Source organism: Embleya scabrispora, assembly GCF_002024165.1.
Classification (GTDB): domain Bacteria; phylum Actinomycetota; class Actinomycetes; order Streptomycetales; family Streptomycetaceae; genus Embleya; species Embleya scabrispora_A.
On sequence record NZ_MWQN01000004.1, the window covers coordinates 307,028 to 331,061 of the forward strand.

The 24,034-nt window shown below is 70.1% G+C and carries 22 protein-coding genes; 14 read left to right on the top strand and 8 right to left on the bottom strand.

What is annotated here, in order from left to right; all coding sequences use genetic code 11:
* The first annotated feature begins 123 nt into the window (after window positions 1-123).
* The 5 genes from B4N89_RS51000 to B4N89_RS41915 all read left to right on the top strand — a co-directional run bounded on the left by B4N89_RS51000 (window position 124) and on the right by B4N89_RS41915 (window position 5,854).
* Window positions 124-1,785: a serine/threonine-protein kinase gene (locus B4N89_RS51000; RefSeq protein WP_201261157.1), complete on the top strand. Its 1,662-nt coding sequence runs from the start codon at window positions 124-126 to the stop codon at window positions 1,783-1,785.
* A 116-nt stretch (window positions 1,786-1,901) separates the two neighbouring features.
* Entirely contained in the window at window positions 1,902-3,086 is a 1,185-nt protein-coding gene (locus tag B4N89_RS41905) for a serine/threonine-protein kinase (protein ID WP_078981873.1), read from the top strand.
* A gap of 340 nt (window positions 3,087-3,426) precedes the next feature.
* Complete coding sequence (locus B4N89_RS41910; protein WP_078981874.1) at window positions 3,427-4,290, top strand: isocitrate lyase/PEP mutase family protein; 864 nt, start codon at window positions 3,427-3,429, stop codon at window positions 4,288-4,290.
* A gap of 85 nt (window positions 4,291-4,375) precedes the next feature.
* On the top strand, window positions 4,376-4,642 hold the full coding sequence (locus B4N89_RS49280; protein WP_143658282.1) for a hypothetical protein: 267 nt from the start codon (window positions 4,376-4,378) through the stop codon (window positions 4,640-4,642).
* 96 nt (window positions 4,643-4,738) lie between these two features.
* A complete protein-coding gene (locus B4N89_RS41915) occupies window positions 4,739-5,854 on the top strand; it encodes a bile acid:sodium symporter family protein (protein WP_235619297.1) in 1,116 nt (371 codons plus the stop codon).
* A 163-nt stretch (window positions 5,855-6,017) separates the two neighbouring features.
* Here the strand turns inward: B4N89_RS41915 and B4N89_RS41920 are convergent, their stop codons facing one another.
* Entirely contained in the window at window positions 6,018-7,448 is a 1,431-nt protein-coding gene (locus tag B4N89_RS41920; RefSeq protein WP_078981875.1) for a PLP-dependent aminotransferase family protein, read from the bottom strand.
* Here B4N89_RS41920 and B4N89_RS41925 point away from each other — a divergent pair.
* Complete coding sequence (locus tag B4N89_RS41925; RefSeq protein ID WP_078981876.1) at window positions 7,447-8,355, top strand: DMT family transporter; 909 nt, start codon at window positions 7,447-7,449, stop codon at window positions 8,353-8,355. The genes B4N89_RS41920 and B4N89_RS41925 overlap by 2 nt on opposite strands.
* 151 nt (window positions 8,356-8,506) lie before the next feature.
* On the opposite strand, the gene B4N89_RS41930 is transcribed toward B4N89_RS41925, so the two are convergent.
* A complete protein-coding gene (locus B4N89_RS41930; RefSeq protein ID WP_078981877.1) occupies window positions 8,507-10,033 on the bottom strand; it encodes a PLP-dependent aminotransferase family protein in 1,527 nt (508 codons plus the stop codon).
* Window positions 10,034-10,061: 28 nt separating this feature from the next.
* On the opposite strand from B4N89_RS41930, the gene B4N89_RS41935 reads away from it, so the two are divergent.
* Window positions 10,062-11,027 (top strand): methyltransferase domain-containing protein, encoded by a 966-nt coding sequence (locus tag B4N89_RS41935; protein WP_078981878.1) that lies wholly within the window; start codon window positions 10,062-10,064, stop codon window positions 11,025-11,027.
* 307 nt (window positions 11,028-11,334) lie between these two features.
* Here the strand turns inward: B4N89_RS41935 and B4N89_RS41940 are convergent, their stop codons facing one another.
* Window positions 11,335-12,237, bottom strand: coding sequence for a LysR family transcriptional regulator (locus B4N89_RS41940; RefSeq protein WP_078981879.1), 903 nt, complete (start codon window positions 12,235-12,237; stop codon window positions 11,335-11,337).
* A 188-nt stretch (window positions 12,238-12,425) separates the two neighbouring features.
* On the opposite strand from B4N89_RS41940, the gene B4N89_RS41945 reads away from it, so the two are divergent.
* The 4 genes from B4N89_RS41945 (at window position 12,426) to B4N89_RS41960 (ending at window position 15,936) form a co-directional block, all read left to right on the top strand.
* A complete protein-coding gene (locus tag B4N89_RS41945) occupies window positions 12,426-12,719 on the top strand; it encodes a DUF1330 domain-containing protein (protein WP_078981880.1) in 294 nt (97 codons plus the stop codon).
* A 99-nt stretch (window positions 12,720-12,818) separates the two neighbouring features.
* On the top strand, window positions 12,819-13,403 hold the full coding sequence (locus B4N89_RS41950; RefSeq protein ID WP_078981881.1) for a DinB family protein: 585 nt from the start codon (window positions 12,819-12,821) through the stop codon (window positions 13,401-13,403).
* A gap of 161 nt (window positions 13,404-13,564) precedes the next feature.
* Window positions 13,565-14,437, top strand: a complete 873-nt coding sequence (locus tag B4N89_RS41955) for a helix-turn-helix transcriptional regulator (RefSeq protein ID WP_414646472.1) — start codon at window positions 13,565-13,567, stop codon at window positions 14,435-14,437.
* 1,142 nt (window positions 14,438-15,579) lie between these two features.
* Entirely contained in the window at window positions 15,580-15,936 is a 357-nt protein-coding gene (locus tag B4N89_RS41960) for a hypothetical protein (RefSeq protein ID WP_143658283.1), read from the top strand.
* Window positions 15,937-16,404: 468 nt separating this feature from the next.
* Here the strand turns inward: B4N89_RS41960 and B4N89_RS41970 are convergent, their stop codons facing one another.
* A complete protein-coding gene (locus B4N89_RS41970; RefSeq protein WP_078981885.1) occupies window positions 16,405-17,322 on the bottom strand; it encodes an endonuclease/exonuclease/phosphatase family protein in 918 nt (305 codons plus the stop codon).
* Here B4N89_RS41970 and B4N89_RS52275 point away from each other — a divergent pair.
* A complete protein-coding gene (locus B4N89_RS52275; protein WP_235619298.1) occupies window positions 17,288-18,187 on the top strand; it encodes a TetR/AcrR family transcriptional regulator in 900 nt (299 codons plus the stop codon). The two genes, B4N89_RS41970 and B4N89_RS52275, sit on opposite strands and share 35 nt — an antisense overlap.
* Before the next feature lie 177 nt (window positions 18,188-18,364).
* On the opposite strand, the gene B4N89_RS41985 is transcribed toward B4N89_RS52275, so the two are convergent.
* From B4N89_RS41985 to B4N89_RS42000, 4 genes are all read right to left on the bottom strand, one after another.
* Entirely contained in the window at window positions 18,365-19,570 is a 1,206-nt protein-coding gene (locus B4N89_RS41985; RefSeq protein ID WP_078982371.1) for a hypothetical protein, read from the bottom strand.
* Window positions 19,571-19,665: 95 nt separating this feature from the next.
* The gene (locus tag B4N89_RS41990) at window positions 19,666-20,253 is read right to left on the bottom strand and encodes a hemerythrin domain-containing protein (RefSeq protein WP_078981886.1); all 588 of its coding nucleotides are present in this window, start codon (window positions 20,251-20,253) and stop codon (window positions 19,666-19,668) included.
* Window positions 20,254-20,367: 114 nt separating this feature from the next.
* Window positions 20,368-20,814 carry a DUF1360 domain-containing protein gene (locus B4N89_RS41995; protein ID WP_161501005.1) on the bottom strand — a complete coding sequence of 149 codons (447 nt, stop codon included), beginning with the start codon at window positions 20,812-20,814 and terminating at the stop codon, window positions 20,368-20,370.
* A gap of 161 nt (window positions 20,815-20,975) precedes the next feature.
* Window positions 20,976-21,518 (bottom strand): DUF2231 domain-containing protein, encoded by a 543-nt coding sequence (locus tag B4N89_RS42000; protein WP_078981888.1) that lies wholly within the window; start codon window positions 21,516-21,518, stop codon window positions 20,976-20,978.
* A 266-nt stretch (window positions 21,519-21,784) separates the two neighbouring features.
* Between B4N89_RS42000 and B4N89_RS42005 the strand changes: the two genes are divergently transcribed.
* Together B4N89_RS42005 and B4N89_RS42010 are read left to right on the top strand one after the other, a co-directional pair.
* Window positions 21,785-22,507 (top strand): neocarzinostatin apoprotein domain-containing protein, encoded by a 723-nt coding sequence (locus B4N89_RS42005; RefSeq protein WP_078981889.1) that lies wholly within the window; start codon window positions 21,785-21,787, stop codon window positions 22,505-22,507.
* 99 nt (window positions 22,508-22,606) lie between these two features.
* Window positions 22,607-24,001: a serine/threonine-protein kinase gene (locus B4N89_RS42010; RefSeq protein ID WP_235619299.1), complete on the top strand. Its 1,395-nt coding sequence runs from the start codon at window positions 22,607-22,609 to the stop codon at window positions 23,999-24,001.
* Window positions 24,002-24,034 lie beyond the last annotated feature (33 nt).

Consider the following 24,034-nt stretch of genomic DNA (forward strand, 5'->3'; position numbering starts at 1 on the left):
CCTCCGGGCTATAGCGGTCGGACAGCCCTGTGTTCCACCGACGTGGATCGAACTCGGCGCTTCCGCCCGGTGGTTGGGTCTCGGATACACTGCCGGCGGTTCATCCGGGGGAAGGGGGCAGGCGTGTCCGGACCGGGCATCGAGCCGTTGCACGACGATGATCCGACGTGGCTCGGGCCCTATCGGCTACTCGGCCGGATCGCTTCGGGCGGGATGGGCCGGATCTATCTCGGTCGCGGCGCCGATGGTGATCTCGCCGCGCTCAAAACGCTGCTCACCGACGGTGAGGTGGGCGCGGTGAATCGGCGTCGGTTCGCCCGTGAGGTCAAGGTCGCCCAGCAGGTGCGCGCGGAGCACACGGCGCGCGTCCTGGCCGCCGACCCGGACGCCGAGCGCCCGTGGATGGCCACCGAGTACGTCCCTGCCCCGTCGCTCGCCGAACTGGTGCGGCATGCCGGGACGTTGACGGGTTCGGCGGTGCGCTGGGTGGCCCGCGGCACCGTGGAGGCGCTGGTCGGCCTGCACCGCCAGGGCATCGTGCATCGGGACGTCAAGCCGCAGAACCTGCTGCTGCCCGCCGAGGGGCCGTGCCTGATCGACTTCGGGATCTCGCACGCCCAGGACCTGACCCGGACGTCGCTCTCGCTCGGGACCGTCGCGTTCACCTCCCCCGAACAGGCCCGCGGCGAGGAGTCCACCGCCGCGTCCGACGTCTACTCGCTGGGGGCCACGCTCTTCCACCTCGCGGTGGGCCGTGCGCCCTATCCCGTGGGCGAGGACATGATGCGGCTGCTCGCCCGGGTGGCCGAGGCGGATGTGGATCTCACCGGTCTGCCGGCCGAGTTGGCGCCGGTGATCGCACCGTGCCTGGCGCTGGAGCCGGGTGATCGACCCACCTCGGCGGAGGTGCTGTCGAGGGTGGCGGTAGACCTCGCGGAGGCACCCACGGCAGAGCGGATCGTTGGTTGGTTGCCGCCGGAATGGTCCGCGTTGGTGGCGGAATACGCCCGGCACGGAAGGGACTTGGCTGCGTGGTCGTGGGACGGGGACGGGGACGGGGACGGGTACGGGGACGCCACCCACGCCGATACCGGCAGTGCCGCCGTCACCACAGACGCCGCCGTCACCACCAACTCCGCCACCACCCCTACCGCTACCGACCCGCCGGAGCCTCCGCCCGGAAGGCGGGCCCGGGTTCTCGTTCGAACGCCCCGGCTGCTCATGGTGTCCATCCTCGTCGCCATCGTCGGCTTCTTCGGGATCGGGTACTGGCAGAACGAGCAGGCCAAGAAGCTCAGTGCCACCGATCGTGCCTTCCAGGCACTGGCCCCGGGCGATTGTCTGGGTTCGACGCCGGTCGCCGGCGAGTGGACGAAGCGTGCTCCGAGCGTGGTCGACTGCGGTCTGCCGAACGCCTACGCACGGGTCACCTCCGTTCCCGGCGTGAACGGCGGATCCTGCCCGAGCCGCCCCGAAACCCTCGCCTGGTTGCGCACGTTTCCCCGGTCGGCCACCTTCGTGTTGTGCGCGGAACGCCTGTACCGGGTCGGTCAGTGCACCGTGGGCAAACGCGAAGGGCAAGACATCACCGATGTGCAGGTGCACGAGGTCTGGGATTGCCGGACGACACAACTTCCGCCCGGCTACACCGAGTTGCTCAGAATCACCGAATATCCGGCAACCGGGCGACAGTGCGGCAGAGGCGACCGGGATACGGCGGATTCCGGCGCCTACGTCCGCTATGTGGTCCGGACCGGTGAGGACGCGTGTCTGGTTCGGTTGTGAGCGACTGCCGCCGACCGGCGACCCCACTCGCCGACCGATATCCCCCAGGGCACGGCCTCGACGAACGGCCTCCGATAAGCGGCACCCGATGAACGGCACCCGATGAACGGCACCCGATGAACACCCCGAGCACCCCGAACGCCCCCGACACCCCAATCCTCACGACGATCCGACTCGACCCGCTGAGCCGCGACGACCCCGACCGCCTCGGCGACTACCGCCTGATCGGCCGACTCGCCTCCGGCGGTATGGGTCGCCTGTACCTGGGTCGGTCGACCGCGGACGGCAGTCTGGCCGCCGTCAAGACGCTGCTCGCCCGGGACGGGATCGGTGCGGTCGAGCGTCGCCGCTTCGCGCGCGAGGTCGGGCTTGCGCAGCGCGTACGCGGCGAGCACACGGCGCGGGTCCTGGCCGCCGACCCCGAGGCGGCCCGTCCGTGGATGGCGATCCGGTACATCCCGGCCCCCTCGTTGGCCGAACTCGTCGCCTCCCGGGGCCCCGCCGACGAGGCGTGCGTGCGTCGGTTGGGCGCGAGTTGTGCCGCGGTATTGCTGGATCTGCACGAGGGGGGCATCGTGCATCGTGACCTCAAGCCGCAGAACATGCTGCTGCCGAGCGCGGGGCTGCGGTTGATCGACTTCGGCATCTCGCACGCCGCGGACGTCACCCGGACCCATCTGACCCTGGGCACCATCGCGTTCACCTCCCCCGAACAGGCCCGGGGCGAGCCGTCCACCGCGGCGTCGGACGTCTACTCGCTCGGGGCCACGCTCTTCCACCTCGCCGTCGGGCGGCCGCCGTACCCGGAAACGGGAAACGACCTGCGGCTGCTGGCCCTGGTCGCCCGCGCCCAGGTGGACCTCACCGATCTTCCCGCCGGACTCCGGGAGCTGGCCCTCCCCTGCCTGGCCCTCGAACCGAACCGCCGGCCACGGACCGCGGATCTGCTCGGCGCGTTCACCGAACCGGGGTGGTCGCGCAGTCTGCCGAACGCCGCCGACCTGCGGATCCCCGACGGCTGGCGCGTACTGATCGACGCGTACGCACACGAGGGCCGGCAACTCGCCGCGGTCGACCCGCACTTCGCCCACCCCACGGTCGTCACGGCACCGCCGCGGCCGACCATACCGGCGCAACCGTCCGTCGACAGCCCACGCAGGATCGCGGGCCTGTCCGCGAGCGGGTGGCGGGCCGCGGCAAGGGCCGGTACCGCGTTGACGGTGCTCGTGGTCTACGCCCTCCTGCTGCTGGCGGTCCTGGCCGTGGTGGTCGTCATCGTCGTCGCGGTCGCCCGCGACTGAGGCCGGAGGAGGGCCGGCGCCGCCACGGCGGTCTGCCCAAGCCCCCGGGATGGCGTGCGATCGGTTGCCGGATGACGGATGGCGTGGTGGGTCTTGTCAAGGGGTCATCAAAGGGATTCGAACAGCGAGTTGGTTGAATCTTGACAGAGACTTGCCCACCTCCACATACTACGGAGCGAAGTCCTTCCGTCACATGTAGTAGTTGACAAGGTTTTCGCCTGCCGGCATGTCACGTCGTCCGTCTCGGCGTGGGCCGTGTCGCGCCGGGCCGAAGGCCTCGACTGCACGCTCTCGCGTACCCGTCGCGGCGGAAGGACTCGCTCTCGATTTCGGAGGAACCGTGACTTACGGCAGCGCCCTGCGCGAAGAGATCTCCCGTCCCCGAACGACGCCTCTCATCGGCATCTACGACATGTACTCCGCATCCATTGCGGCGCAGCACTACGGAGGCTTCTTCGTCTCCGGTTTCGGCTTCGCCGCGTCCCACTACGGGTTGCCCGACATCGGTTTCATCGCCTGGCCCGACATGGTGCACTTCGCCGAGCGCCTACGGCTGGCCTTCCCTCGGCACCACCTGCTCGTGGACATCGACGACGGTTACGTCGATCCCGAGGTCGCCTGCCACGTCGTCCAGCAGCTCGAACGGGCCGGCGCTTCCGGAGTCATCCTGGAGGATCAGCAACGTCCGCGCCGTTGCGGTCACGCGGACGGCAAGCAAGTGCTGCCGCTGGACGACTACTTGACGAAACTGAATTTGGTTCTCGAATCGCGTACCGACCTGCTCGTCGTGGCACGTACGGACGCGACGGAGGAGAAGGAGATCCTGCGCCGCGCCGCCGCGCTCGCGGAGACCGATGCCGACGTGGTTTTGGTGGACGGGGTCCGCAGCATCGAGTGGATCAGCCGAATCCGGGCCGTGATCGGCGACAAACCGTTGTTGTTCAACCAGATCGCGGGCGGCAAGTCACCACGGCTCTCGCTGACCGAGCTGACCGAACTGGACGTGGACGTCGCGATCTACAGCACGCCGTGCCTGTTCGCGGCGCACAGCGCCATCGACGCCGCGCTCGCCGACCTCGCCTTCGCCGACGGGCGGCTCCCGCAGGTGAACGAGGGTGCCGGCATCGGTGTCCGCGAGTCGACCGAGCTGTTGGAGAAGAACATCAGCCGCCACCACTCGGCCCGGGACGCGGTTTCGGTGTGACCGTGCCGATCTGGTCGCCCACCCGTGCGACCACCCACGGCCACCACCGCCGGCTGCCTCTCCCCCGACGAGGAGCCCCAAGCACGTGCGAGCTCTGAACACTCTCACCGTCACCACACTCGCGGCCGGCCTGCTGTACGCGGCAAGTCCAGGGGCATCGGCTGCGGCCGCCATCGCGGGAGGACCGGCGACCGCACCCGCGGCCCCGTCCGCCCCGGTCGTGCAACTCGCGCCCACCGTGGCGGTGTTGCCGGTCGGCACGTTCAAACCCGATTCGGTGCTGGAGATCGATCGATCACTCGACGCGGCGACCGGCGGCGTCGTCGGCAGCGACCTCGAAGGAGGGGACTGAGTCCGGCGGCGGTCGAGCGGTTCGCTCCCGACTCGGCCGCCGCCTCCGGCCCGACCCCCGTACCACCCACGCCCCACCACAGCACCGAAGGAAGCCATGCAGGACGACACGCCCGGCCACCGTTCCCGGCTCCTCGGGGCAATGCGGCGACTGCCGATCGATCCCTACATCGCGGCCCTCCTCGGCACCGTCGCCCTGGCCGCGGTCCTGCCCGCTCGGGGTCACGCGGCCTCGACATTCGGCGTCGGCGCGGACGTGGCCGTCGGGCTCCTCTTCTTCCTCTACGGCGCACGACTGTCCACCGGCGAAGCGGTGGCCGGACTCCGCCACTGGCGGCTCCATCTCACCATCGTCTGCTGCACGTTCGTCGTCTTTCCCGCTTTCGGGCTGGCCGCCTCGGGTCTGGTTCCACAGGTTCTCACCCGGGACCTGTACGTCGGACTGCTGTTCCTGTGTGTCGTCCCGTCCACCGTGCAGTCCTCGATCGCGCTGACGTCCGTCGCGCGCGGAAACGTGCCGGCGGCGATCTGCGCCGGTACGTACTCCAGCCTGCTCGGCATGCTCGCGACGCCGTTGCTCGCCGCGTGGTTGATCGGCTCGCGCGTGGACGTCTCCGCCTCCGGACTGATCTCCATCGGCACGCAACTGCTCGCGCCGTTCCTTGCCGGTCAACTTCTGCGCCCCTGGCTGGGCGCGTTCGTCACTCGTCACAAGAGGTGGCTCGGGCTCGTCGACCGCGGTTCGATTCTGCTCGTCGTGTACTGCGCGTTCAGTGCCGGAATGGTCCAAGGCGTCTGGCAGCAGGTCACGCCGGCACGGCTGGCGGCACTGTTCGCGGTGACCGCCGCGCTGCTGGGCGCCACGCTCGGCTTGACGGCGACATTGTCCCGACGCCTGGGCTTCGCGGTCGAGGACCGGATCGCCATCGTATTCGGCGGCGCCACCAAGAGCCTGGCCGCGGGCCTGCCGATGGCGGCGGTCCTGTTCGGCGCCCACGCCGGGACGACGATCCTGCCGCTGATGCTGTATCACCAACTGCAACTGATCGTCTGCTCCGTACTCTCGGGCCGCTGGGCACAACGCCCGGACGACGTCCGCGACTTCGGCCACGTCCCGGCCCCGCCGACGCCCTGCGCCGCCGAGGCGACCGCGGTTCCCGTCGGGGACGACAACCGGCCTCGAGCCGGCGATCTCGCGCCCGAACACCCCTGAGCCCCATCGCCGAGCCCCTTCTCGAGAGCCGGCCCACACGTCGGTCAGACCCACGGGGGTCCCCTGTGGGCCTGCCACCGACATCCGTGTCGGTGGCGTCGCCGGCAGCATGCCATGGGAGATGCCGTATCGCAGGCGGTGTCGCAGGATGACGGCCGTAGGGTCAGCCCTGCCCGGTGAACGCCCGGTGCAACCGCTCGACGCCCTCGACCAATTGCTCCGGGCCCTCGGGGTAGGAGTAGGCGACGCGCAGATACGGAGCCGGCGGCTCTGCGGTGAAGTACGCCGGTCCCGGCGTCACCGCGACACCGGCGCGCAGCGCGGCGGAGGTCAACGCCGTCACGTCCTGCCCGTGGGGCAGCCGCAACCAGAAGTGGTAGCCGCCGTAGGGCAGTCGGTCCGGTAGCAGTTCCGGCAGCCGCCGCTCCAGCGCGCCCGCCAGCACTCGGCGCCGATCGCGCAGCGCCGCGCTCAGCGTGCGCAGGTGTTGCGGCCAGGCCGGCGCGCCGACCAGTTGCAGGGCGGCCTCTTGGAGGGGGCGCGGAACGAAGAAGCTGTCCACCGTCTGGACGGCGCGCAGCCGCTCGAAGGCCGGGCCGTGTGCGGTCAGGGCGGCGACGCGCAGGCTGGGTGAGGTGGGCTTGGTCAGCGAACGGATGTGCACCACCACGCCGTTGGGATCGTCTGCGGCCAGCGGCGCGGGCAGCGGCGGCGCGTCCGCGTGCACGAGTCGGCGGGAGAAGTCGTCCTCCACCACGAACGCGCCCGCCGTGTGCGCGATGTGCCGCACCTCGGCGCGGCGGGCGACGGACAGCACCGTGCCGGTCGGGTTCTGGAACACCGGCTGGCAGACGAACGCCCGGGCCCGGGTGGCCGCGAACGCGTCGGCGAGCAGGTCGGTGCGTACGCCGTCGCCGTCCATCGGCACCGGCACCGGGCGCAGCCCGGCGGCCTGGGCAACGGCCAGTACGCCGGGGTAGGTCGGCGATTCGACCAGCACCGGCGAGCCGGGTGCGACGAGCGAACGCAGCGCCGTGGTCAGGGCGTTCTGGCCGCCGGCGGTGATCAGCACATCCGACGTGGCCACCGTGCCGCCGATGTCGCGGGCGAACCACGCGCGCAGTTCCGGCAGGCCCTCCAGCGGCGGACGCTCCCACGCGCCCGGGCGGCGGCCGGCGCGCGCGAGGGCGGCGGCGAGCGCGCGTTCGGGTTGGAGGGAGGCGTGAAGGTAGCCGCTGTTGAGGTCGACGACCTCGGCCGGGGCCACGACGAGCGAGGACAGGACGCCGGATGCGTCCGGGCTGCGCTGCGGCGGCAGGCCCGGTTCCGCACTGAGCGCGACCTCCTGCCACGAGGTGTCGCCGGTCGGCGCGAGCGGACGGCTCGGCGCGGCGCGGTAGACGCCGGCGCCGGGGCGGGAGACCACGAGTCCCTCGGCGGCGAGCGCGGCGATCGCGCGGGACACCGTCACCGGGCTGACTCGATGGTGCTCCACCAGGAAGCGACTGGACGGCAGCTTTTCGCCGGGTGAGTAGCGGTTCAGCTCCCGACGCAGGATGGCCACAAGATCGACGGGGCCGCTACTCTGGTTCATGACAGCACAAGATAGCGCTATTCGGCCGGTGCCGATAGCGATCGGCGGCACCGCCCTCGCCGCGCTCGCGATCGTGACCTTCTCGCTCAGCTTCCCGGCGACCGTGTGGGCCTTGGACGGCTTCGGCCCCTGGACCGTCACCGGGCTGCGCGGGCTGCTCGCGGCGCTGTTCGCCGGAGCGGGCCTGCTGGCGGTGCGGGCTCCGCTGCCCGCGCGGGCGGACCGGCCCGGGTTGGCCGTGATCGCCGTGGGCTGCGTACTCGGCTGGCCGCTGCTCACCACGCTCGCGCTGCAGACTTCGTCCACGGCGCACTCGGCGGTGGTGGTCGGTCTGCTGCCCCTGGCCACCACGGTCTGCGCGGTGCTGCGCACCGGTGAACGGCCGAGTCGGACCTTCTGGGCGGCGTCGGTCGCGGGCGCCGCCGCGGTGTTCGCGTTCGCCGTGCAACAGAGCAGCGGTGGTGTCGGCCTCGCGGACGTATACCTGTTCGGCGCACTGGTGTTGTGTGCTGCCGGCTACGCCGAGGGCGGCCGACTGGCTCGGCACATGCCCGGATGGCAGGTGATCGCCTGGGGCGTGGTGCTCGCGGCGCCGGCCACCGCGCTGATCTCGGTACTGGGACTGGCCACCGAGCCGGTCCACCTCGATGCCCGAAGTGCGGGCGGGCTGGTCTATCTGGCGGCGGTGTCCCAGTTCCTGGGCTTCGTCGGTTGGTATCGGGGGATGGCGGTGATCGGCGTATCGGCGGCCAGCCAACTGCAGTTGGGCCAGCCGCTGTTGACGTTGGTCTGGGCGGTGCTGATCCTGGGCGAGACGTTGTCGCCCGCGATGCCGATCGCCGCATTCGCCGTGCTCGGCTGCATCGTGCTGACCCAGCGCACCAGGTCGGCACCCACCCGAACCTGACCCGTGTCGACACGAACCCCGCTTCAGGAGGGGTGAGTTCGGCGGAGGTGGCCGCCGGACAGCGACATGCGGCTTGCCACGCGAAACCTCCTCGGGCGACCACCGGCATCGGGGAGTGGTTCGCACGCTTCGTTTCTCCGGGACAGGCAAACTACCGGCGGGTGTCGTCGGTCAAATGCCGTGATCGGGACAGGCGTCGCAGCGCATCGCCGATGGTCGCGATGCCCTCGCCGATTTCGGTGGGCGTACGCGCGGCGTAGCCGAGGACCAGGCCCGGTCGGGTCGGGCGTTGGCTGTGCCAGGACAGCGGCTGCACCTTCACGCCGCACGCGAGTGCCGCGGCGGCGAGGTCGACGTCGGCGAACCCGGCATCGAAGGTGATCGTCAGGTGCAGGCCGGCCGCCGCGCCGTGGACGGCGGCGCCCGGGAGGTGGGTTCCGATCGCGTCGATCATGGCGTCCCGGCGGCGGCGGTGCCGGGGGCGGAGGAACCGCAACTGGCGTTCCATGCCGCCCGATTCCATCAGTTCGGCCAGGACCAGTTGGGGCAGTACGGCGTTGCCGAGGTCGGCGAAGCGTTTGGCGTCCACGAGGGCGTCCCGGTACTTCGGGGGTGCGAGCACCCATCCCACCCGCAGCGCGGGGGCGAGCAGTTTGGACACGCTGCCCGCGTAGCAGACGTGCTCCGCGAGCATCGACCGCAGGGCGGGAACGGGAGGCCGGTCGTAGCGGTGTTCGGCGTCGTAGTCGTCCTCGATGATCAGTCCGCCCTCCGTGTCGGCCCAGCGCATCAGGTCGCGGCGTCGTTCACCGCCGAGCACCACTCCGGTCGGGAACTGATGGGCGGGGGTCAGGAGGACGACCGGAGCGCCCTGGGCGCGCAGCGCGTCGACCCGGATTCCGTCGGCGTCGACGGGGATCGGCGGAGCCTCCAGGTGCCAGTGGTTCAGATGTTGGCGGGCTCCGAGCGATCCGGGGTCCTCGACGGCGACTTCGCGGATCCCGTCGTCGCGGAGCACCTGGGCGAGCAGGCCGAAGGCCTGGGCGGTTCCGGCGACGATGACGACCTGGTCCGGGTCCGCCCGGATCCCACGATTGCGGGCCAGCCAGTTCGCGACGGCGTGCCGCAGCGCCGGTGTGCCGCGAGGGTCCCCGTATCCGAAGTCGGACGGCGCGAGGCCGCCGACCACGGTGCGTTCGGCACGCAGCCACGCCGTTCGCGGAAACGCCGCCAGGTCGGGCATACCGGGTGTCAGGTCGATGCGAGCCGGCGCCGCGCGCAACGCGTCGTAGACGTCCGCGCCCGGAGCGGCGACGAACAGTGCGCTCGTCGACGGTGGGTCGACGGTCTCGCGCGGCCCCCCTGCCGCCGGCGCCGACACGGGAGCGGCCACCACGACCGTTCCGCCACGTCCGCGCCCGGCGACGTGTCCGTCCTCGATCAGCCGGTGGTACGCCTCGGTGACCACGCCACGGGAGACGCGGAGTTCGCCGGCCAGGACCCGAGTGGCCGGCAACCTGCTTCCGACCGGCAGCCGGCCGTCAGAGATCGCGAGCCGCAGTCGCCGCGCCAGCCAATCGGACAGCCCGCCCGCCGGCGCGTCGCCGACGTTCAACTGAAGGAAGTCCGACCCCGATGTTTTGGACCGGTCGGCAACGTCGCCATTGGACCTGTTCATCGGACCAATGTAACGCGAGGGTGAAGTCATGAACATCGATCCGGCCACCGCCCCTCCCACCGTCGACGCACGGTCCCCATCGCACCATCTCGCCACGCAGGCGCACGACGTGTGGGAGCGGGACGTGCCGAAGCCCGGCTACGTGCACGGATACTCGCCGGTCGAGGCCCGCCGACTGAACGATCAGGCGGATACCCTGGCGGCCCTGCTGCACGCCGGCACCGTCTACCCGGCCGGCAGTCGCGTCCTCGAGGCCGGATGTGGGGTGGGGGCCCAGACCGCGCACCTGGCATCGGGCAGCCCAGGGGCGCACATCACGGCGGTGGACGTCTCCGAGGACTCGCTCGCGCAGGCCCGCGCCCGCCTGGCGGCCCAGGCGCCCGGGGCCCGAGTGCGGTGGCGGTGTGCCGATCTGTACGAACTGCCCTTCCCAGACGCGACGTTCGACCACGCGTTCGTGTGCTTCGTGCTGGAACACCTGAAGGACCCCGAGGGCGCGTTGGAGGAATTGCGGCGCGTACTGCGACCCGGCGGCACCGTCACCGTCATCGAAGGCGACCACGGATCGGCGTTCTTCCACCCCGACAGCGCCTACGCCCGCGCGGCGATCGACCGCCAGATCCAACTGCAATCCGCAGCCGGCGGAAACGCGCTGATCGGCCGACGGCTGGAGCCCCTGCTGTCCGCGGTCGGGTTCACCGATGTCGCGGTCCGCCCGTGCACGCTCTACGCCGACCGGTCCCGGCCCGGGTTGGTCGAAGGATTCACCCGCAACACCTTCATCGCCATGATCGAGGCCGTCCGCGACAACGCCCTGACGGCGGGTCTCACCACGCGGACCGAATGGGACCGCGGCATCGTCGACCTGTACCGCACGGCGGAGCCCGGCGGGACCTTCCACTACACGTTCTTCAAGGCGGTCGCCGTGAATCCGGGCTCGCCCACCGACGCGCAAGCCGCCGCGTCGCGTTCGAGGACCGCCTCATGTGGGTGACACTCGGCTTCCTCGCGGCGATCGCGCTCATCGGCGTCGCCTCGGCTACCGGACGCGGCGTACGCGACAGCCGTGATACGGCCTACGGACTGCGGGTACCCACCGCGACACCCCCACCACCCGTATCCCAGCCGGCCGCGACATCGCATCCCACGAACCGCCACCCACCCGCAGCCGTCGAGGTTGCGGTCGAGGTCGTGTCGGACATTCGACGTCACCACCACCACCGTCACCACCACGTAGTCCGCCGGCGCAACGGCTTCGGCCTCGCCACCACAGACATTCGTCGCGCTTGACCTCTCGCGCGTCAGTCCGCCGGCCAGTGCAGCTCGCGCGCCAGGGTTTTGGCGACGGCACGGATGCGGCGGTGTAGCGGCGACTGCTCGCGTGGGAGGACCAGGTGGATCGTCAGGCCGGGCGCGCCGCGCAGCGGTCGCCAGGTGAGACCGGCCGGTTGCGTCGTGACCGCGGCTTCTCCGGCCGGGGCGAGAGTGTTTCCGTCGAGCAGGTCGCGCTGGGACATGTCGAAAGAGACCGCGGGCGTATGGAATCGGGGGCGCGGCCGGGTGTCTCGAAACAGCGCGGACAGCTGATCGTGGATCACGGGGTTGGCCGCACGATCCGGAAGCCGCAGCGGATACGCGGCCGCGTCGGCGATCTCGATCTCCGGGTGCTCGGCCAGCGGATGGTGCCGCGCCAACTGGACCCCGATGCGCTGACGTCGCAGCAGATACCGGCGCACGCCACGGCCCGGCTGTTCACCGCGGGTGATCCCGGCATCGATGCGGCCGTCGGCGACCGCGGGGGAGATCTCCGGTGTCGCCATCGGGACCGCGCCGACCCGGAGCCCGCTGTTGCCGCGCATCAGCCTGTCCACCAGGGCCGGTACCGTCTCGGCCCCGGTGCTGAGGCTGTATCCCATGCGCAGCGTGCCCAGTTCACCGGCCGCCGCGCTGCGGGCGGTGTCCCACGCCCGGTCCAGCGCCGCCAGCGCGGGCGGCGCGGACTCCGCCAACGCCGCACCGGCCGTGGTCAATGCGACGCTGCGTGTGTTGCGGACCAGCAGAGCCGTGCCGAGTTCCGCCTCCAATCGGCGCATCCGGGCGCTGAGCGCGGGCTGTGCGATACCGATCCGTGCGGCCGCGCGGGTGAAGTTCAACTCCTGCGCCAGCACCAGGAAGTACCGCAGGCTCACCGTGTCCGGCGCCACACGCCCCCCTTGGCGATTGATAACGATCCGTTCTGAGTCTATCCCGTACCGGTCTTTCCCTCGTCCGCGCATCAAGCCCTAACCTGCGCATACGACGATCCAACCGACGGCGGTACCCGTCGCCGGAATCGATCGATCCGAGCGTCGATTCGAAGTCGGACGTGTCCGGCCGAACACAGGAGGTCTCCATGGCCAAGGGCTACTGGGTCAGTGTCTACCCCGCCATTTCCGACCCCGAGGAGCTGACCGCCTACAACAAACTGGCGGGCCCGGCCGTCCGGGCCGGGGGCGGGCGCGTCCTGTCCAACTTCGGTCGAGTCGTCGCCCACGAGGCCGGAATCGCGGAACGCGTCGTTCTGATCGAGTTCGACACCTTCGAACAGGCCGTCGCGGCATACGAGAGCGAGGCATACCGGCAGGCGCTGACGGCCCTCCCCCACGGCTTCCAGCGCGACTTCCGCATCATCGAAGGCATCGACTGACCGGCGGGCCGGCCATGGCCGGACTTCGGCTCTTCCGGTCGTCGCAGTCCACGTACGAGACCTTGAGGCCGCGAGTGGCCCATGGCACGCTCATGCCGCATGATCGACGAATTCGCGAAGGACAACCTGCACGGGAGACTGCGGCGGGACCGCGAGGCGCTGCTCTGGAAGCTCGACGGCTTGTCCGAATACGACGCCCGCCGACCATTGACAGTGACCGGGAGCAACCTCCTCGGCCTGGTCAAACACGTGGCCGGCGTCGAGGCCAGGTACTTCGGCGAAGTCTTCGATCGCCCTTTCCCGAAACCGCTGCCCCGGTGGCAGGACCACGACGGCAGCGATCTGTGGGCGACCGAGGACGAGACCCGCGATCGAATCATCCAGTTCTACCGGCGCACGTGGGAACACTCGGACGCGACGATCAACGAGCTTCCCCTCGACACCCCCGGCCACGTGCCCTGGTGGCCGGATCCCCACTCCGACACGAACCTGTTCGCCGTCATGGTCCACGTCCTCGGCGAGACCAACCGGCATGCCGGGCACGCCGACATCCTGCGCGAAGGCATCGACGGCCGAACCGGGATGCGCCCCGAACACGAGACGCAGATAGATGAGGAAGCCCGCGCCGCCTACTGCGCGACAATCGAGCAGGCCGCCCGATCCGCCGCATCGGCCGTCGCATAGAGGTTCTGTGCGATGTGACTCGAAGGTCGAGGCTCGACCGCAAGGTGGCGGGACCGCTCCGCGCGACAAGGGAGCGGTGTTCGAAGCCATGGCGTACGCGGTCGTCGTCGGGGTACCCGCAGTGCCTCCCTTGGATTGCGGAACGGGCTTACGGTGAGGAGATGGCCAGGATGGATCCACGCACCGATATCCGAGAGTTTCTCAGCTCGCGTCGCGCCCGCATCGCACCCGAGCAGGCGGGCCTGCCCGCTTACGGCGGCAATCGCCGGGTCAAGGGTCTGCGTCGCGAGGAGGTGGCGCTACTGGCGGGGGTATCGGTCGACTACTACGTGCGCATGGAGCGCGGCAGCCTCGCCGGTGTCTCCGATGGCGTGCTCGACGCGTTGGCCTCCGCCCTGCAACTCGACGAGGCCGAACGCGACCACCTGTTCCACCTCGCGCGCCGGGCGCCCGGTGGCCCACGCCGCCGGCACAGCCCCGCCGTGACGGTGCGCTCGACGCTGCAACAGGTGCTCGACGCGATCTCCGATGCGCCGGCGTGGATCGGTAACGGCCGTTATGACGTGCTCGCCATGAATCAACTCGCCCGCGCGCTGTATTCACCGATGCCGGCCGACCCGCGACGGCCCGCGAACACAGCGCGGTTCATCTACCTGAACTCGGAGACGGCCAAAGATTTCTTCGTCGACTACGACCAGATCGCCGCCGCCGTGGCCGCGAAGCTACGCATGGAAGCCGGCCGCGATCCGCACGACGAGAAGCTGATCGCCCTGGTCGGCGAACTGTCGACGGGCAGTGAGCTGTTCCGACAACGGTGGGCATCCCAGGACGTGCGACTGCACCGCTCCGGGCGCAAGCGTGTACACCATCCGATCGTGGGCCGGCTCGACCTGGACGTCGAATCCCTGGAACTACCGGCCGACCCCGGCCTGTACCTCACCGTCTACACCGCACCCGCGGGCACACCGACCGCCGACAACCTGGCACTCCTGGCATCGTGGGCCGCCACCCACCACCCAACGTCGTGTCGGTAATCGCCATCACGGAAACTGCTGCGCTGAATGGCACTGCATCATCGGGTACTGGGGTTTGCGCTTGTGGTTGCGGGTGGCCGGTGCGGGGTTGGTCCGAGTCGGTGGTGGGCCGCCGCCGGCGTTCGGGGCTCCGAGACTCGAAGTTCCCGGCGAGGCGGACGTGTTGGTCGGCGAAAACCGGCCGGCAGCGGGGGCGGGGAGGCGGGTCGGGTCGAGTCCTCCGGGGAGCCTTCTGGAGTGGGTCGGGCGTTTCCGGCGGGTGATGGCATGTGGGTGACGAAGGTTCATGAACCCGGATTGGGTGGGGTCCCGGAGCCTTGGCGTACGGGAAAACCGCAGTTCAGCGTGGAGGGCGGCTACTCCTGGTGCCTCGGGATCCGGTTTCGGACCCTGCTGGACACTTCCGATCTCTTCGACGGCCTATGGAAAGTGCAGCGTCCGAGGCCGATCCCGATCGGGCAGTTTGGGTCTTCTCGCCGGTTCGAGGAGGCCCGAGCACACGAAACCGGCACTCGACGCCCGACTTTCCACCCCGACGCCACAAAACCGCAGGTCACCGAAGCCCGGAGCCCACAACCACCCATCGCGATCCGGTTTCGAACCCCAATCCCCTCCAAACGCCCCCGAAACGCCCCGACCCACTCGGGAACCCTCCCCGGAGGACTCGACCTGACCCGCCTCCCCGCCCCCGCTGCCGGCCGGTTTTCGCCGAGCAACACGCACGCCTCGTCGGGAGACCTCCGTCTCGGAGCCCCGAACGCCGGCGGCGGCCCGCCACCGACTCGGACGGACCCCGCTCCAACCGGCCCGCAACCACGAGCGCAAACCTCAGTAGTGGCTCGCCACGCGGGCTTGGTCGGGTGATCGTTCCGGGTTCGGGTCGGTGAATCAGTGGCGAAGTCGACCTTGGGCCGTGGTCGAATGTTGTGCCGGCAGACGTAGCCGGTGATGGGGGCGTTCCGCTCGGCGTGGCTGCGGTGGTTGGGGCGGACAGGCGCGGACAACGGCAACAGGCGGGCGTTCAATGGGGTTTCCGTCGACGCTGTGGATCGCATCCGCCACTACCCTGTCGGCCTATGCGCCCGATCTTCCGGCTTCCGCCCGGGTCCCCGCTCGCTGCCGCCGTTTCCGAGGACTGGGGTTTGATCCCGCTGCGTGTCCCGGCCGGTTGGAACGTCATCTACAACGGCGTCTCGGCCCGACGCCTGTCGGACGGAAGAATCGAGGCCAACGACTCCGAGGACCTGTACTGGGCGCGTACCGCACCACCGCCGTGGCGGACAGCGGGCGAGGTGGCGGCTATGAACGGCCTGGAGACCCGGGAGATCAACATGGACGCCGGCTGGTATGGCGGCCAGGGCTTCCGAGTCGTCGTCCTCGATCCCGGCTGGGAGCAGATACGGGCTTCCCACACCACCCCCGACCTCCACGAGTTCATCGCCACCCTCGAGGCGTGGATGTCCTTGATCACCGAGCGAGGGAAACTCCCGGAATCGTAACCTCCGGTGCTGCCGAGATCCGCCGGCTACCGCCGCATCCGGCAACGTTCACCCTGTTGTGACGCGACGCGCGGCGCGTGCTCCGGCCCACCCGGACGGCCGGACTCGTCCGCCTCCTCGGCTCGTCGCGATACGGCGATTCCCCGCAGGTCGAGTTCCGCGCACTCCAGCGCCTGGCACAGTTGGACGCGACCCGGTGCGGGCCCGGGGAGATCTCGCCGGTACGTCATGACATGCGCCTCCAGGGCCGGTTCGGCTCGGATCCGCACCCGGGCCACCTCCCCCGATGGGACGACCCACGCGGTCAGGTCGAGCGCGTCGCACGAAGAACCATTGTCTCCCCGAGGGATCGGGAGGCGCGGCGTCGAGAAGTCCGTGCGCGGCTCCGGCCGTGTGCTGCGCTCGGGCGGCCGGGCGACCCGGGGCCCGGCCGGTACATCGCCTGCGCGAGATCCGCCGCCACCGCGATCATGGCGCCCATGCGGCTTGGCCGCGCAGGACGTCGTGGTCGGTGACCGCGAGGTCGTGGCCGCCGACGGAGGCTGCGCGATCGACGAAGTGCGCCGCGCTCAGGAACACGTGGTCCAGCTTGACGGGCGTGGGTCCGCCCGTGCCGAACGTCGGCGCACCGCTGCGGCATTGTGCGGCCGGCGGAGGGCAGGCCGGGGTGAAGTACGCCTTGTTCGTGTCGTCGACCTCGACGAAGCGCCCGTGGCCCCCCGAATGGGAGTACATGCCGTCCAGGCCCGGATGCTCGGGTGTCAGGTTGAAGTCCCCGCCGACGATCACCGGCGTACCCGACCGCACGACGTCGTCCACGATCGCGGCGAGTCGTCGATTCTGTTCCACACCGGCCTCGTCGGGAGTGGGATGTCCGCTGCACACGTGGACCCGGCGGCCCTGGAGTTCGGTGTCCGTGCACAACAGGCCGAAGTGTTCGACCGTGGTGTTCGGAGTGGTCAGATCGTGGAACACGCCGACGCCGACCCGGCCCTTGACGAGCACCGCGATGCCCTCGGGGGCGGTGCCGTCGGTGTCCGGCCGGCAGCCCGAGCCCTCCTGCAACTGGCTGTGGAAGACCCCGGTGTAGCCGAGCGGGGCGAGGTCGTCCAACAGCGCCCGGAACTGCACGCCGCACACCTCGCTGAGGAACACCGTGTCGGCGCTCCACGTGGTGATCTCCCGTTCGACCTTCGCGACCCGGCGGGTGACCTCTCCCGCCATCGACGGGTCCACGGTGCAACCACCCCAGCCACCGCAGATGTTGTACTGGAGAAAGTGCAGCACGGGTGGATCGCTCGCGGCGGAACCCGCCGCCGAACCCGCGGTGAGTCCGAACGCCAGGACGAGGGTGGACACGACGGACAGGAACGATCTGGTACGCACGTACGATCCCCGAGGGTGGAATGACGGGCAAACCTTCTCCGGGCAGGCGAAGTTCACGCCGCGGCGGTCGGGTCGATGTCGGCGGTCAACGAGACACCGAATCCATGTGATCATCACACGACGACGCTCCAAAACGTTCGAGGCGCACCGCAGACAATCCAGGCATATCAACCACCGCCGCGTCGAAGCCCTCAACCCCAACGCGTGCGGGTTCATCGATGCAAATGTGCCGGCATCAAGCCATGGCAACACAAGCGGCCGGTCCCCCCGACGGCGTAACCAGGTGCTCTCCCGGGAGCAAATCACCGCCACCACCGTCGAACTGCTCGACGCAGGCGGCGAGAGCGCACCGACGATGCGGACGCAGACCGAGCGCCTGGCCACCGGGTCCGGGGCGATCTACTACCACGTGGGCAACCGGGACGAACTGCTGGAGACGGCAACGGAAACGGCCGTCACCGCGGGCGCCACCGTGCACGGCACCGCGCCGAACGACCTGTTCGACACCTACACCGGCGAGCGCCACCCCGTCGGCGCCGCCGTCCTCGACTGGTCCCGCGCCCAAGTGGCGACGATGAAGCCGGGGCCCAACGCCCCGGCCCTGCGCCGGCTGATCCGCGATCTGAAGAGCACCCCGACGGCGCCACGCACGTCTACCGCAGGACGTCGGGACTGTTCAATCGGTACGACCCGGCCGACGACCAGCCGCTCGTCGGCGCACCGCGCCCGACTTCCGCTTCGAGAACGGCAGCCGGACCCGGTACGCCGCGGAACCGGTCCACAACGACCTCGGCTTCACCGCCCTGCTCGTCCGCCCGACGGCGTCGTGGCATGGGCAAGCGAGCGAACACGCCCCCCGACATGAGGCGTTCACGCAGGCCGGCACCCGCTGGTTCGGCGCGCCGGCAAACTACCGAGGCGTTCCCGCGTTCCCGCGTAGCGCTCGGTCGTCGCCCGAACGCCCGCGAATCCGGACCGCCCGGCACCTTCGAGGGTCAACCGTGCGCCGTGCTACCCGACTTCGGTAGCTGCTGCGCCCACCTCATCCTTGCCGGCGGAGAGCGGGTGTGGGGTGTTCGCCTTCGGTTTCGAGACGGTACTCGTCACCGTCGAAGTGTTCACGATGGGCGTCGATGACGTCCTCGCTCGGGATGTATCCGGGGCCGTTGAGGGCTTCCTGCATCTTGGTGAAGCGTTCGTGGGCCTCGGCGACGAATCCTTCGCCGAGGGTGGTGAGGTCGATCTCGGTGGCCAACGCCTCGCGGACGTATTCCTTGTTGGGCTCGAAGGTGACGGGCGCGGGCAGTGCGGGGGCGAGGATCTCGGCGGGGTCGCGTCCGTCGTGACGGCGCATGAGATCGGCGGCGATCTGCAGGTGGCCCAGTTCCATGTTCAGGTGCAGTTCCCAGATCGCCTTGATCCGCGGGTCGGGCTCGGTCTGCATGAACGAGTGGTAGAGGTAGCACTCGTTGTACTCGTGCGTGACCAACTGCTCCCACCACGACTCGCCCTGGTCGACCAACGACTCGTAGTGGGTGACGTGTTCCTCCTCCACCATCGCGATCTCCTGGTAGAGACGTCGCGCGATCGGTTCGATGGCCAGGGGGCCGACGTTCATGTAGTAGTTCATCGTCTGCTGCTCGGCCGACATGATCGTCAGCGCGTGCAGCTTGGACAGCGGGTCGACCGTGCCCCGGTCGTAGGGGGTGCGCAGATTGTCCACCGGGTGGCGGTGGTGCAGGCGGGTCGGGCGACCGGGCATGATCTCGGTGAGGCCGTCGACGATCTTCTCGGCCTTGCGGTGTTCGATGATCTCGTACAGGTTGGCGTACCGGTACAGGTGGTCGAAGTCCTCCAGCAGCCCGAACCGGTAGCACTGGGTCAGGTAGGGGTCGGGTTCCATCCGGGCCACCCACGAGGTCAGGTCGACGGCGACCTGCTCGTAGGCGATCGTCGTCTCCAGGACGGAGTTGAGTCCGGGCAGGAGCCAGTTGACGACCTTCTGCTGCTGCTGTTCGAAGTAGCGGACCTCGGCGAGCTTGCGGCGCACCTCGGGGTCGGGGCAGTGCCGGGAGAAGTTGTGGCTGAACAGGATCGCCTCGGTCTCGATCCCGTTCATGGTGATGATCCGGCATCGGGTGTACGGGTCGGCCTTGTCCGGATCGATCGGCTCCACGTCCAACTCGCGCCAGTTGCGCAACTGGCCGTCCAGCGGGATGCCCTTGTGATCGAGGGGATTGAAGGTCACGGTGATTCCCAACTGTCGTATGCGGTTGTCGTACGCCGTTGTCCTGTGCCGCGGTCGTACGCCGGGGTCGTACGCCGTCGAAAGGTGTCTGTGGCTCAGGCGTTGCCCGCGGTGTTCTCGCCTCGCACCTTGCGGATCGCGTCGCGCACGCGGTCGGTGAGGGCCAGGACCGGGCCGGCGAGCATATTGGCGGCCGCCGACTCGGCACCGGGGTGCGGATGGGTGGGGGCCATGGCCATGGCGGCGCGCATGGGCGGACCCGCCGCCTTCAATGCGGTGGGGGCCTCGCGTTGCAGTTTGGGGAGTTCGTAGCGTTCCTCGCTGCGAGCGTGCTTGAGCACGTTCAACCGCAGGGCGTCCAAAGCCGCCGGGAACGCGGGATCGTCCGTGCCGAGCCGCTCCAGGTCGCTCAACTGCTGCTTCGCGACGTACTCCTCGGCCAACCGGGCGTCGACCAACCCCGAACCGCCCGCGGTCGCGGTCCGGGCCAAGGGGTGGATGATCTCCTCTTCGCCCGTCTCGTGCACGGCGAGCAGCCGCACGAGCCGATCGAACGCCGCTCGGCGCTCCGCACCGCGCGCCGCGTCCACCTCGTCGAACAGGTCTCGTACGGCCGCGTGTTGGCGACGAATCAGGTCGATCACATCCGGGCCCGTGTCGTCGGGTCGGCGACGCTCACTCATGACGATCCCTCGGGTCGACTGTCTTTGGGTACGTCCCGCTACCCGAGCACGGACTCGGCATGCGGGCGGATCCTCGTCCGATCCGGCGACTTCGGCGTCGCGATGGTGGCGTGGTCAATCCGCGTGTCGGGCGCAGGCGGTGTGTGCGTACTGGAGGAAGTCCGAAAGGGCCAGCATGGCCAGTGTGGAGGTGGCCAGGCGGGTCACGCGGGGGGCGAGCACCAATCCCGCCGTGATGCCGGTGGCAGCCCACATCCCCAGGCAGAACGGGCAGGTGAACAGTTCCCCCACGGTACGTCTGGCCCCGGAGCTCTCCGCCGCGGGCTCGTGGGTGGTCGGCGACGTGAACGGTGCCCGCAGCGGGGAGGTGACGGCTTCGCGGCTGATCAGCCGGGAGAGTTTGTGGGCCGCCAACCCACCGAGGATCAGGTCCTTGGCGGCCAACTCGTCCGGGAGGCGCGCACCTTTACGGCCGCCGACAAAGAAGGTGCCACCCACGGCCGCTCCGAACACGGCCAGGGTCGTCATGTAGCGCGTCGTGTCGTTCGCCTCGTCTTCCATGGCCCACCGATTACCCCCACGCGGGGCACCAAACGTGACCCACCGCAAGGTCTCCCCGCGCCTCGCTCGGACCCGGGCCGCGAAACGCTCGGGGACAGAAGCGCTCGGGAGCACACACCGATGGGCACCGGAAGCCTGCCCGGTGCCCACCCGGTGTTCGGTCAACGGCGATGGGACTGGTGGGCGCCGTGCACGTCGGCGCTCCATTCGGTTCCCCCACGTTCCGCGTCGGAACGGACGCCCACGTGGTGGTCCTGGACGAGGGACCAGCCCAGGAAGCCGGCGGCGAGCATGGACGCGACACCGATCGCCGCCAACGTGATGCCCAGGGTCGCGCTTCGCGCGGGCCCGTTCCAGTGGGACGCGTACACGCCCAGGACGATCGCGAACAGGGCCAACGACAACACGTTCAACGCGGCGTGCCTCATACCCACACGCTTGGCCGGATGTCCCTTCGGGATACCCGCGGCCAGGTCCACCAGACCCGGCAACGCGGCCAGTACGGCGCCCGCGACTCCGACGACGTTCATCAGGATCGAGAAGTTCAACCAGAACTGGCCGTCTCGCACGGCATAGACGATGAGGCCCACCAGGGTTCCGGTGTACCCGGCGATCGGAAAAGCGACGAGCATCGGATGAAGCGGATGTCCGGCAACACGCGCCTTGCTGTACACGGGGGCCTCCTGGAACTCGATCCGGGCCACAGCCGGCCCGACGCTCCCCCCGTTGCCCGTTGCCGTTGCCCCTACACACAGCCCTCTCGGCGGAGGCCCGCCCCAGCAGCCGGGTCTCGCGTCGGCCTGCGTCCGGCGCCGCCGCGGATGACCCGAGGCCGAACGGGTAGAGGCAGAATTCGCAGCGTCTGCGGCAGGCCCTGAGCTTTCGGGTCGAACAGTCGAACACTGGACCTTTCGGGTCGACCACTGGACCCCGAAGCGCGGACCGACGTACGGAACGGTTGAAACGAATCATGGACGTACCCTTCGCCCACCGGCTCCCCCGGTTGGCCCTGATGCTCGCCACGCCCGCCCTGCTGGGGACGCTCGCCGCCTCGCCGGCGATCGCGCAGCCCTCCCCCGGCCCGGCGGACGACGGCCGCCCGACCCTGACGGCCGACCGCGCGGACGCCCTGGATCCCGCCGACGACCGGATCACCGTGACGGGCCACGGTTTCCGGCCCGGGACCCAGGTACGGGTGACGGCGTGCGACCCCGCCCAGGAACCGGGCAAGGCCTGCGACTCCGAACGCGCCGAAGACGGCGTACGGGCCGGCCCCGACGGTTCCTTCGCCCGGCAATTGCGCCTGCGGGCCGCGTTCGGGCCGGTCGATTGCCTGCGCACCCGCTGCGCCGTGGCCGCCACCGAAGTCGACGGCGCCGGCGCCCGTGGGCGGGACGCCTACCTGCCGATCGGGTTCCGGGGTGAAACCCCCGGACTGCCGGCAACCTGGGCTCCCGCGCCGGCGACCACCCCCGGCGGCGAGGGATCCTCCCCCGCGTCGCCCCGGACGGCGAGCCCCTCGTCCTCCGTCGACTCGGCGACCTCCACCGCGCAGGACAACGACGCGCACAGGAATCCCTGGGTGCTCCCGGCCGTCATGGTCGGCGTGATCGCGGTCATCGCGGTGATCGTGGTATTCGTGCTCCGAAACCGTCGCCAAGCCGGCACCGGACGAGGCTCCGGCGACAAATGACCCCACGCGCGCTCGACCACGTCCCCCGCGACGCACGGCCTCCACGCGTCGGACTCCGCGGCCGACGCCCGACGTGGGCGGCCCGGCTATATTCCATGCGTGGACGACGATCACGGGCAACTCCTGTCGGGCCGTTACCGGTTGAGCCGACTTCTCGGCCAAGGTGGCATGGGAGCCGTCTGGCAGGCCCACGACGAACAATTGGGGCGGGACGTCGCCGTCAAGGAGTTGCGGCTGCCCGCGCATCTGGAGGAGTCCGAACGGCAGAACTGGATCGCCCGGCTCGACCGCGAGGCGCGTGCCGCCGCACGACTGAAGCATCCGGGGATCATCACCGTCCACGACCGGATATCCGGTCCCGACGGACGGCCGTGGATCGTCATGGAGTTGGTGGACGGCGGGTCCCTGTCCGACCTCATCCGGGCACAGGGCGCGCTCACGCCCGAGCGGGCCGCCGACGTCGGACGGCAGGTGGCCGCCGCGCTCGATGCCGCGCACCGGATGGGGATCACCCACCGGGACATCAAGCCCGCGAACATCCTCCTCGAACGGGACCGGGTCGTCCTGACCGACTTCGGCATCGCCGCCCTCGAGGGAGACGCCACCCTCACCGCCACCGGCATGATCATGGGCACGCCCGCGTTCATGGCGCCCGAGCAGGTCCGGGGCCTGCCCGCGACGGCCGAGTCCGACCTGTGGTCCCTGGGCGCGACGCTGTACGCCGCCGTGGAGGGCCACGCCCCGTTCGGTGGGACGGCCCCGAGCGCGGTCCTGATCGCCGTCGCGACGGAACCACCGATCCCGGCCGTACGGGCGGGTGCGCTCGGCCCCGTGATCGAGGGGCTGCTGCACAAGGATCCGGCCGCGCGCCTGACCATGAGTCAGTTGCAAACCCGGCTGAACGGCGTCGCGGCGCCGACTCCCCCGGCGACGGACCGCAACACGTTCGTACTTCCCACGACGCCGGCGCGAGGTCCCGCCGTACGGCGGACGCAGACTGCGACGAGACCCATTCCCGGGCCGGAGCCCGAACCGCACCGGCCCTTCCCACGGTGGGCCAAACTGGGCGTGTCGGCGGTGGTGGTCGCGATGGTGTCGGGTGCCGCGTACATCATTTCCCATGGGGCCGGCGACAACGGCCGGTACGAGGCCAACCGGAAGGCGGCCGAAGCCCTGACCGTCCCTGCGGGCTTCTCACGGTCGACCACGACCCACGTCCACGAAAACCGGGCACAAGTGACTTACACGTGGCCTGACTCGTGCGTCAACCAGTGCATCGACCAGGTCCGCCTGGCCGCGGAGTGGATGGCGCGGCAGCCGGGCGTGGCGCGGGTCGACAGCCTCGGGGCCGAACTCGGCGGCTGCCTCGACGACGAGCACGGCTGCCCCATCTCGATCGTGCAGGTGCCGTCGTACAAGGACCCGACCCTTCGAGGCGCCGAAATCCAGACCAAGGACAATCGGCTCTCCGTCCGGGTCAGCGTGGGCCGGTAGCCGCCGGCCACGGTGCACGATCCGCGCACCGGG